The sequence below is a fragment of the Tritonibacter sp. SIMBA_163 genome (genome assembly GCF_046535935.1).
Classification (GTDB): Bacteria; Pseudomonadota; Alphaproteobacteria; order Rhodobacterales; family Rhodobacteraceae; genus Epibacterium; species Epibacterium scottomollicae.
This window is the reverse complement of record NZ_JAWJBP010000781.1, coordinates 1-257: the sequence shown is the minus strand read 5'-3', so window position 1 is coordinate 257 and position 257 is coordinate 1. Positions and strand designations below refer to the sequence as shown.

Sequence of the window (257 nt, the reverse complement as noted above, 5' to 3'; positions counted from 1 at the left end):
CTGATAACGCAAAAATGGCAGTTTCTTCACTCAACAATCTTAAAAAATGTTTTGAAGAAATGTCTCCATTACGTGCAAGTCGCAATATACGAGAAGACAGAGGACATCTTGAGCTTTCATTGCTTACAGCGATGTGGAATACATCTATATACGTGAACGATCACGATGTTTTTTTATTCGCTGTCGATAAGCTGTTGTCTGGTGAACATTATAAGAATAGTCCTTTAAAAGCTGCCGCAGCTATCAATAAATCCAAG

At 37.4% G+C, this 257-nt stretch carries 1 protein-coding gene; it reads left to right on the top strand.

All coding sequences use genetic code 11. From position 1 onward, the window contains the following. Nucleotides 1–257 (top strand): hypothetical protein (locus R0J92_RS24450; protein WP_411053592.1); only part of this gene is annotated, 257 nt, incomplete at both ends.